The following is an 8977-nucleotide window of genomic DNA, read 5'->3' on the forward strand; positions in this document are numbered from 1 at the left end:
ATCCCATGGTAACACCAGCACCTACTCGGACGAAAACCGCGAGCTGTCGAGCCAGATCTACCTGCGGCTGAAAGAAGCCGGGCACATCGACCAACGTTCGGTGACCCAGTATTTCGACCCGGAAAAGAAGATGTTCCTGGCCGACCGTTTCATCAAGGGCACCTAGGTGCTGGTGTTACCGTGGGAATGAATCCTTTAACCTTAGCAATACGTAATCAACCAGTAAACATAAACATTTATCGTTCAAAGGTTAATACATGCTCCTGTTGTTAGGGAGGCATACCTCTATGAATCCTTGCCCGTGTGTATCTAATGGATCAAACTCTTTCTTGAACGTTCCATCATCGAGTTTTGGCCTCATAAAACCTGTCTTGCCATCGTATACATTTTTATAGTTTGTTGCTCTTTTAGAGAACTCGTTATAGATATCTTCTTTTCCAAGCTTTTTGGCTGCTTGCGCAATTGCCCAATCATCATAGGCATATTCTAAGGTTTTGGATACTGATGAACCGTTTTTATCTTCAGGAACATATCCTTTTTTCATATAATACTCTAATCCGTCATAATAAGGGACTTTTGCTGTATTTACAGTGGCAAGAAGTGCTTTATCTACATCAAAATTAGTATTGCCTTTTACTATAGCGTCTGCAATAACCGAAACACTATGATACCCAATCATACACCAGTTTTCATTTCCATAATGTGACCATATGGGCAGCATTTTATGTACACTTTGGTCATAATGTGCTAACATGGAGTTAATCATATCTGAATTCCTTTTGGGCTGAACCAAATTAAACAACGGATGCAAAGCTCTGTAAGTATCCCACAATGAAAAACTTGTATAATTCTGAAATGTAGTTGCCTGATGAATATTACCATCTAATCCTTTATACTTCCCGTCAGTATCCATATATACTGTTGGCCCTAAGAAAGCATGGTACATTGCTGTATAGAAATTAACCATGTCTTCTTTTTGGATTGTTTGCACCTGAATTTTATTCAGCTCTTTATTCCAAACTTCTTGACTTTCTTTTTTAACTCTTTCAAAATCCCAATCTGGAATTTCTGTTTTCATATTAGCCAATGCGCCTTGGGTACTTACTGGAGAAATAGCAAATTTTATTTTAATTTTCTCATTTTCATTCGTATCAAAACCAAAGTATAATTTTAGGTTTGCTCCTGCCATTTCTGGAAAGTTTTTGGTTTGATCAAATCGCCCCCAAAAACCTTTGTACACATTTTTTTCAGGTGTAGCCTGTCCATAGCCTTTAATTGGCTTGCTAAAAGACATAGCAAAATATACTGTTCTAGTTCTTGCCCAGCCATTTGTTTGGCGATATCCTGTAATTAAAGTATCGTTCTCTACACGAACAAAAGTCCAAACGTTCTTTTTATCATAGTTATAAATTCCTGCTGTAAGATCTAAAATTATATGTGCCTGATCTGACTTTGGAAATGTATATTGGTGCATTCCAACTCTTGTTGTTGCAGTAAGTTCGGCTTTGATATTATGATCTTCTAAAAGAACACTATAATATGCTGGCTCGGCTTTCTCTGTTTTATGTGAGAATACTGATCGATATCCTGTTTCGGGATGGTTTGCAGTTCCTGGATTTAATTGTAATTTTCCTGTTGTAGGCATAATTAAAAAATCGCCTAAATCAGAATGTCCTGTACCACTAAAATGGGTATGACTAAACCCTACTATCGTTTTATCTTCGTATTGATATCCTGCACAATATTTGTAAACATCCTTATTATACTTACCATTTGTAGCATAAGGAATCGTATCAGTTTCTGGGCTTAACTGCACACTTCCAAAAGGTACTGTTGCGCCTGGATAAGTATGCCCCATCTTAGCAGTTCCTATCATTGGATCTACATATTGAACTAAATCTTTAAGTTTATTTGTTTTTTCCTGTGCGTTGATTCTATTGGAAGGAACCAACATTAAAACTGATAATCCAAGAAGGAAACTTTTGTAATTTACAATATTCATGGGCTTTTTGGGTTTATGGTTGTGGATTAATAGCACAAATCTATCTTACTAAAACGATTTAATAAAACTTTCAGTTTAGAAAATTACAATAAATATTGATTTCTTAAAAAAATACTTTACAAATCCTATCGATGAAATTTGATTCTGAGTTTTAATACTGTATTCACTTACTTTTTTAAAAAAATAAAGCTAAAAATGAATATCTTTGAGTAGTCAAACAGTATTTAAACTTATGAAAAAACTTGTCTTATTATTGGTTTTCTTTTACTCTATAATAGGTTTTTCGCAAACACTACAAAGCAAAATACTGAGCAAAACCGAAATAACTGAAAGAGATTTAGATGGAGGAAAATTCCCCATTTTTAAAGCCTATGAATATCAAGATAAAGGTGGAGTTTATGAGTTGACTTTAAATGAAAATCAAAAAGTTATTTCATCTAAAGATACGCTAAACACTAAAATCGAAGCTGTTTGCTATTTAAACGACCATGGAGGCTATCTAGTAAAATGGACTATAAATGATTTAGTTGAAAGTGCCGAAGTTGAAGAAACTTCTATTTGGTTTTGGACAAAATATTGCAGCACTCAAGACATAGATGAAGATGGATATATAGATCCTGTAATTGTTTATGGTACCAAAACTGATGATGATAGCATCAGACGTATAAAAATCATCACTGTTTACAAAGGCAAAAAATATGCAATACGCGCTGTAGAGTGCGACTTAGACTATTGCAGAAGTTTTAAAAAAGATAAAAACTGGAATTTACTACCTCAAAAAATAAAAACGTATATCGATAAATTACTTGCCAAAATTAGAAAAGAACAGCATGTATTATTGACAGATGGATAGCCACAAATTTTTCTAATTTACTTTGCGTGCTTTGCGGTTAATTTTTCTGCCACAAATTACACCAACAACTTATTTACAGCTTTTGTCTTAGATTTTCTTTTACCTCATCGAACCATTCTTCACGTAGAATACTCAATATAATTGAATCACGTCGTACATCACTGCCAAAGGTTGGCATATGGTTACGTAAAACTCCTTCGACTTTGCAACCGATACTTTTCATGGCTGCAATGCTTCGTTGATTATTATTATCTGCACGGAATTCTACTCGCTCCATTCCCAAGGTTTCGAAAGCAAATTGCAGTAATAAGTATTTACAATGCTTATTTAATCCTGTTCCTCTAAATGCTGAACCGTACCAAGTATATCCTAATTGTAGGGTTTTGAACGAAAGCTGTATATCGTAAAAACGAGTGCTTCCGGCGTATTTTCCAGATTTTTTATCAAAAACGATAAAAGGAAATTCGGTTTTATTATCTCTTGCTTTTAATGCAATAGTAATATAATTCTCTAGATTTTCTTTTCCGTTGGCACGAATTAACGAATACTCCCAAGTATTGGGCTCGTTGATAGAAATCTCTAATAAATTTTTGATGTCCGTTTTTTGTAAAGGACGCAACAAAACCAAATCATCTTCGAGTACTATATTCTCAGAAAAGTTAAAATCCATTTTGTTAAAAATAAGCTTTGTAGTTTATTTAAAATTTTGATTACTCATTCATATCGTCATACCGTTCTGGAACTTGCGGATCATAGAGTGGGCATTTAAATTCTTCTAATGCATTTACCAGAATATCCATTGCTTTTCCTTCGGTTCCGTAACAATCGATTCTGATGCTTTGCGGTGTAGTGATTACCTGAAAAGCTCCTTTTCCTTCTTTATTTTTCCAACTGTTGTCATCGACTTTCTTCCATTTAGAAAACAATGAACCTATCCTATTTAAGATTACAGTAACAGGAAGCTGCTCTAAACCTTCAACGTCTTGCTCTTCGATAAGTGCTTCGTAGACTTCGTGATGGTTTAAATAAATTCCTTCTGAGTATTTCCAAAAAAGTAATTCGTACATGATAACGTGATTTTTAGCCCCGATAGCAGCGACATCCTTTTTGGGCGGTGTTCGGCCTAAAAGATATAGCGGATAGCGGGTCCCGATAGCAATCGGGATAGCTCCTAAAAAAGCTAATTATTAATAAAAAGGTTCTGTTGTAATCTCCAGTATAAAAACCTTTGTAACTCAGAACCTTTGAACCTTCAAAAAATTAATACTCGAATGTACCGTATTCGCTAGTAATTGTCAGCTTTTTAATCGGATGCTTCTACTCTTCCTACGATTTGTGCATCGACATTGAATGATTTTGAAATCGCAATTATATCTTGTGCAATCGCCTCAGGAACGTATAATTCCATTCGGTGACCACAATTAAATACTTGATACATTTCTTTCCAATCTGTTTTAGATTGTTCCTGAATTAATTGAAACAATGGTGGAACTGGAAATAAATTATCTTTTATGATGTGTAAATTCTGTACAAAATGAAGGATTTTTGTTTGCGCACCTCCACTGCAATGTACCATTCCGTGAATTTCTTCTGGTGTATACTTATCTAATATTTTTTTGATAATTGGTGCGTAAGTTCTCGTTGGAGAAAGTACCAATTGTCCAGCATCTATCGGGCTATTTTCGACAGCATCGGTCAATTTTACTTGTCCTGAATAAATTAATTCTTCGGGAACTGCTGCATCAAAACTTTCTGGATATTTGGTTGCTAAATATTTACCGAATACATCGTGACGTGCCGATGTTAATCCGTTGCTTCCCATTCCTCCATTATAGCTTTTTTCGTATGTTGACTGACCAAATGAGGCCAATCCTACAATTACATCGCCTGCTTTAATATTTGCATTGTCTACTACTTTTGAACGTTTCATACGTGCTGTTACTGTAGAATCTACAATTATTGTACGTACGATATCTCCAACATCGGCAGTTTCTCCTCCTGTTGAATGAATAGTTACTCCAAAAGTATCCAGCTCTTTTATCAGTTCTTCAGTTCCATTGATAATTGCTGAAATTACTTCGGCTGGAATTAGATTTTTATTTCTTCCGATTGTTGACGAAAGTAAGATATTATCTGTTGCTCCTACACATAATAAATCATCTATGTTCATGATTAATGCATCCTGTGCAATTCCTTTCCATACAGATATATCTCCTGTTTCTTTCCAATACATATAGGCCAAAGATGATTTTGTACCTGCACCATCGGCATGCATTATAAGACAATAATCTTGGTCTTGGGTTAAGTAGTCTGGAACAATTTTACAAAATGCTTGTGGAAACAGTCCTTTATCAATGTTTTTTATGGCGTTATGTACGTCTTCTTTAGATGCCGAAACTCCTCTTTGTGCGTACCTTTTGCTAGAATCTGAACTCATGAAATTAGTTTGTGTTGTTGATGTGGTGCAAAGATAACCAGTTTTTTTAATTGTTACGTTTTATGGCTGTCTGAAACATAAAAAAATCCGATAAGTTTGAGACTCTCATCGGATTTTTAGAAAAAAAGTGTTTGGAAATCTAGATCCATACCACGATTATTTCCATTCGGGCATTGATGCGTTTTGAAATAATGTAGTTCTTGATGAAGTAGAACCACTTGTATTATTGACACTAACTTTTTGTACGTTTTGAGCTGATATTCCGTCATTGGATGTATTTACAAATATGACTTCGGCTTCATTTGGTGAAAACTTCACGTCTAAATCGTTAAAACCATTCTGCTTTTGAGTTGTTAACTCTGTTGCTGCGTTGGTTGAACGGTTGTACATGAAAATTCGGGAATCTAATCTTCGATATGTTGAATTCTCGAAACCTGAAACGTCTCTTGTAAAAATTACTTTCTGATTATCTACCGAAATGTTTAATCCGCTTGTTGCTCCGCTTAAACCTGTTTGCACTGTATATAAAACTGTTCCTGACATATCTATTACATAAATTTCAACATTATATCCTGATCTGTCATTTACTTTTAATGCAATCTGACTGCCATCTTGGCTCCAATCACATTCGGATATAAATTTACCGTTTGGTGTTTGAAACAATTGAACAAGTCCTCCTCCATCTGAATCTATACGATATAATTTATCAAAATTTGGATAAATTATCTGACTTCCGTTTGTATTCCAACAATAATTTACAAACTCCATATTAAATCCTGCAACAGGTACATAATTTGTAACTTTAAATACTCCCGATCCGTCTGGGTTCATTGTATATATCTGGTTTTGAGAACCATCAGAGCTAATGTACGCAATTTTATTTACACTTAAGTTTTTTCTTGGCCTAAAACTATTAACATTTGCCGATGTTAATTGTAGTTGGTTTCCTGCTTCATCAGCAGTGTATATAACATTATTGTTATTTACTTTTTTAACATACAAAAATCTTGGATTTGGGAATGCTAAAGTTGTAAATGAATTGGTTACACTATTAGTTGGTTTATTAATTCCATCAGAAGCGGCTACTTGCCAATAGTATTTCGTACTATAACTTAAATCTTTAATTGCCAAAGTTGTTGTTTTAAGATCAGGATATATCTTAACCTCATCAGTCGTTCCGTTTTTTATAGTAACAGTATAGGTTAAAGTATCTGATTCTTTATCGGCAGCTGTCCATGTTAAATTTAAACTCAGCGCCTGATCTTTTGCGTTATCAACTGGAGCTGTTAGCACTGGAATATCTGGCGGTTTATTATTTGCAGTAGAAATTTCTAATTCAAATATAACTTGTACTGTAGCATCGGCAGTAACTTTTGCTGGTTCAAATCTGGCAATATAGCCATCTTTTTGAGCTTGAAAAGAATAATCTCCAACCAACACCCCTTCTAAAATAAAGTAACCGTCTTTATCTGTAAACACTGTACTTGTCGAAGGACTTGAGGATACACGCACATTTTCTATAGGCGTAAACGTTCCTGACTCGACGACTCTTCCTTTTACAGTTCCACTTGCTCCATCCTTCAATTGTTCTTCACTACAAGAAATCAAAAGAATAAAACACACTAAAATTCTTAATCCTATTTTCATTTGTAGATTTTATTTATTAGACTTTTATCAAGTTTATTCGATGTGATTTTTCGAATGAAATATTTTATTATCGTTAAGAAAATTTACATTCTCTTTTTTTTTATGATAGTTCTTTGGGAAATAATAGGTCACCCCTAAACCAAAACGCCAATAAAAAATCGTCTCTGACTCCGCTATCGACATAATCTATCATATCTGTAAAATTCACATTGTATTCTCCGTACACTTTTATACCAAGATTACTTGTTACTAAATACTCTAGTCCCCCTCCAAATTGAACTTTGCTATGAAAATTCTTGTATTTAGAATTGAATCCTAAACCTGCTCCTCCAAAAACAAAAGGCGTAAAAACATCATGAGGCAATATTGATAATTCTAAATTTAAATCCATCGTTACATAACCTGACATCTAACTTGTCTTTATTGCCGAGTTTGAAAACATTTGTAGAAGCACTAATATCAAAGCTGGGGGTAATAAAAACTTTTGCTGCACCTCTGGCCATTGGTTTTGCAACCGGATTAGCAGAATCGCCTTGGATATAAGTTGCTCCACCTCCGGAACCGGTTCCCAAAAACGTCCTCTTCTCTGTGAGGTTTCTTCCATAAAGTTGTGCTAAATCGGCTTCGCTTTTTTCATTATTCTAGCCAACAACAAAATTATCTACCTGAACTTGTGGTGCATCTATCTTCCCCTGAAAGCTGTACTTTAATCCCGTCTACAATAAGTCCCTCAACTGCTTTTTCGATAGCTTCAGTAACGGCCAATTGTATGGGTTCATTTCTGGTAAAACCTGTTTCAACTTCCAAAAGTCTGTTTAGGTTTACATATCGAAATAAATTAGCATCTACACTTTGTGATAAAATGGTTTTAGAAACATAAACGGTATTTAAAATTTTACCATTTGATGTTGAAACCAGTCTTAGATAGAGACTGTAACTCTATCTCTTGCTCCATATCTTACCGAAGCTCCTGCACCAAAATTAAATAGCACCAAAACCTCCTGTAATTATATTTGTGTCATAGGATATAATACCTCCTTCCAGCAAAACACCTGCAAATAAGAGAGGCGTTAATGGGGCTTCTTTTTCATTAGGTTTAGTAGAATACTCCTGCCTTGTAGACCTAATGATATTTCTTTCATTAAATAAATTTCCCAAGTTTTCACGTTCAATTGGAATAAACCATTTTGAGTCTTCAAGTGCTTTTATTAAAATAGAAGTAGCTCCTTGTGTAACTGCTGTACTAAATGTGCTTCCTTGTTCGATGGCTTTGTACTGTCCTGTTTGATCCTTAAATTTATACACCCCAACAACAATTTGTTCTTTAGGTTTAGGAATATTGGTTAATGCCGAGGTAGCAGGTGTATTCTCTCCATAAATAGCTTTTTGACTCCAAAAATGGTTGATTAAAATAGGCACCACAGCCAGAGAATAAAAGTAACCATTAGAACTACAAAAAGTGATTTTTGATTCATAAGTGATTCTTTATTAACTTATTACCGATAAAAATGCAAAAGATAGTATTAGGCAATAAAAAACATAAGCCTAATTGTTTTGAGGAACAATTACTTGTGTTTGTTCTCCTGTTTCATATCCAAGATATCTACAACTAGCCCCAAATTAGACGGGTAAACATCTACAGAGAGTGTTCCAAAACATATGATCCAGGTTTAATTCCTCCTCCTGTACCAGTACCAATACCAGTGCCCATTCCTGTGCCAAACTGATCTTCAAACAAAGAGTTTGAAAGTTTATTCAACAATTGGTTGTTAAGATTTTCTTTGAAACGTTGTAAATCTGATTTTTGTTCAAATCCGGTAAGTCTTATCTTCTTTGTAGTCATTTTGTGCTTGCGCCTAACTAAAGCAGCCAATTGTAGTTAAAAGTATCTCCCCCAAAAGCCGGGTTGATAGGCTTGTATGCTAAATCTTGCGCAACTGAAGTAAAACATATTCCTAGTAAACAAAATAGTAAAGTTATTGTCTTCATTTTGGTATTAGGTGCTGCCTCCCTAACAACAGGAGCATGTATTAACCTT

The 8977-nt window shown here is 34.7% G+C and carries 9 protein-coding genes and 3 pseudogenes; 2 read left to right on the forward strand and 10 right to left on the reverse strand.

All coding sequences use genetic code 11. From position 1 onward, the window contains the following. A partial coding sequence (locus tag AC1RYN_RS14390; RefSeq protein WP_481807521.1) for a class I tRNA ligase family protein occupies positions 1 to 166 on the forward strand: 166 nt, incomplete at its 5' end. Positions 167 to 283: 117 nt separating this feature from the next. Here AC1RYN_RS14390 and AC1RYN_RS14395 read toward each other — a convergent pair. After that, positions 284 to 2002 (reverse strand): annotated as a pseudogene (locus tag AC1RYN_RS14395) (GH92 family glycosyl hydrolase); the annotation flags it as partial. A 232-nt stretch (positions 2003 to 2234) separates the two neighbouring features. Between AC1RYN_RS14395 and AC1RYN_RS14400 the strand changes: the two are divergent. Next, complete coding sequence (locus tag AC1RYN_RS14400; RefSeq protein WP_481807514.1) at positions 2235 to 2855, forward strand: M949_RS01915 family surface polysaccharide biosynthesis protein; 621 nt, start codon at positions 2235 to 2237, stop codon at positions 2853 to 2855. 73 nt (positions 2856 to 2928) lie between these two features. On the opposite strand, the gene AC1RYN_RS14405 is transcribed toward AC1RYN_RS14400, so the two are convergent. The 9 genes and pseudogenes from AC1RYN_RS14405 to AC1RYN_RS14445 all read right to left on the reverse strand — a co-directional run bounded on the left by AC1RYN_RS14405 (position 2929) and on the right by AC1RYN_RS14445 (position 8928). Then, positions 2929 to 3525, reverse strand: a complete 597-nt coding sequence (locus AC1RYN_RS14405) for a GNAT family N-acetyltransferase (RefSeq protein ID WP_481807515.1) — start codon at positions 3523 to 3525, stop codon at positions 2929 to 2931. A 40-nt stretch (positions 3526 to 3565) separates the two neighbouring features. After that, positions 3566 to 3922 (reverse strand): hypothetical protein, encoded by a 357-nt coding sequence (locus tag AC1RYN_RS14410; protein ID WP_481807516.1) that lies wholly within the window; start codon positions 3920 to 3922, stop codon positions 3566 to 3568. A 193-nt stretch (positions 3923 to 4115) separates the two neighbouring features. Further along, a pseudogene (locus AC1RYN_RS14415) lies at positions 4116 to 5292 on the reverse strand (AIR synthase related protein). A gap of 156 nt (positions 5293 to 5448) precedes the next feature. Next, positions 5449 to 6939, reverse strand: coding sequence for a carboxypeptidase regulatory-like domain-containing protein (locus AC1RYN_RS14420; protein WP_481807517.1), 1491 nt, complete (start codon positions 6937 to 6939; stop codon positions 5449 to 5451). Between the two features lie 100 nt (positions 6940 to 7039). Further along, positions 7040 to 7348 carry a hypothetical protein gene (locus AC1RYN_RS14425; RefSeq protein WP_481807518.1) on the reverse strand — a complete coding sequence of 103 codons (309 nt, stop codon included), beginning with the start codon at positions 7346 to 7348 and terminating at the stop codon, positions 7040 to 7042. Beyond that, entirely contained in the window at positions 7293 to 7511 is a 219-nt protein-coding gene (locus tag AC1RYN_RS14430; protein WP_481807519.1) for a hypothetical protein, read from the reverse strand. Before AC1RYN_RS14430 ends, AC1RYN_RS14425 begins: the two co-directional genes overlap by 56 nt. A gap of 85 nt (positions 7512 to 7596) precedes the next feature. Then, positions 7597 to 8361, reverse strand: a pseudogene (locus tag AC1RYN_RS14435) (CsgG/HfaB family protein). 214 nt (positions 8362 to 8575) lie between these two features. Next, the gene (locus tag AC1RYN_RS14440; protein WP_481807520.1) at positions 8576 to 8782 is read right to left on the reverse strand and encodes a curli assembly protein CsgF; all 207 of its coding nucleotides are present in this window, start codon (positions 8780 to 8782) and stop codon (positions 8576 to 8578) included. Between the two features lie 17 nt (positions 8783 to 8799). After that, a complete protein-coding gene (locus AC1RYN_RS14445) occupies positions 8800 to 8928 on the reverse strand; it encodes a curli assembly protein CsgF (RefSeq protein WP_481807522.1) in 129 nt (42 codons plus the stop codon). Positions 8929 to 8977 lie beyond the last annotated feature (49 nt).

The organism is Flavobacterium sp. TC780 (genome assembly GCF_056783245.1).

Bases quoted from the DNA above. Each gene is read 5' to 3' on its own strand.
- AC1RYN_RS14400 (WP_481807514.1), top strand. From the start codon at position 2,235: ATGAAAAAACTTGTCTTATTATTGGTTTTCTTTTACTCTATAATAGGT.
- AC1RYN_RS14405 (WP_481807515.1), bottom strand. From the start codon at position 3,525: ATGGATTTTAACTTTTCTGAGAATATAGTACTCGAAGATGATTTGGTT.
- AC1RYN_RS14410 (WP_481807516.1), bottom strand. From the start codon at position 3,922: ATGTACGAATTACTTTTTTGGAAATACTCAGAAGGAATTTATTTAAAC.
- AC1RYN_RS14420 (WP_481807517.1), bottom strand. From the start codon at position 6,939: ATGAAAATAGGATTAAGAATTTTAGTGTGTTTTATTCTTTTGATTTCT.
- AC1RYN_RS14425 (WP_481807518.1), bottom strand. From the start codon at position 7,348: ATGTCAGGTTATGTAACGATGGATTTAAATTTAGAATTATCAATATTG.
- AC1RYN_RS14440 (WP_481807520.1), bottom strand. From the start codon at position 8,782: ATGACTACAAAGAAGATAAGACTTACCGGATTTGAACAAAAATCAGAT.
- AC1RYN_RS14445 (WP_481807522.1), bottom strand. From the start codon at position 8,928: ATGAAGACAATAACTTTACTATTTTGTTTACTAGGAATATGTTTTACT.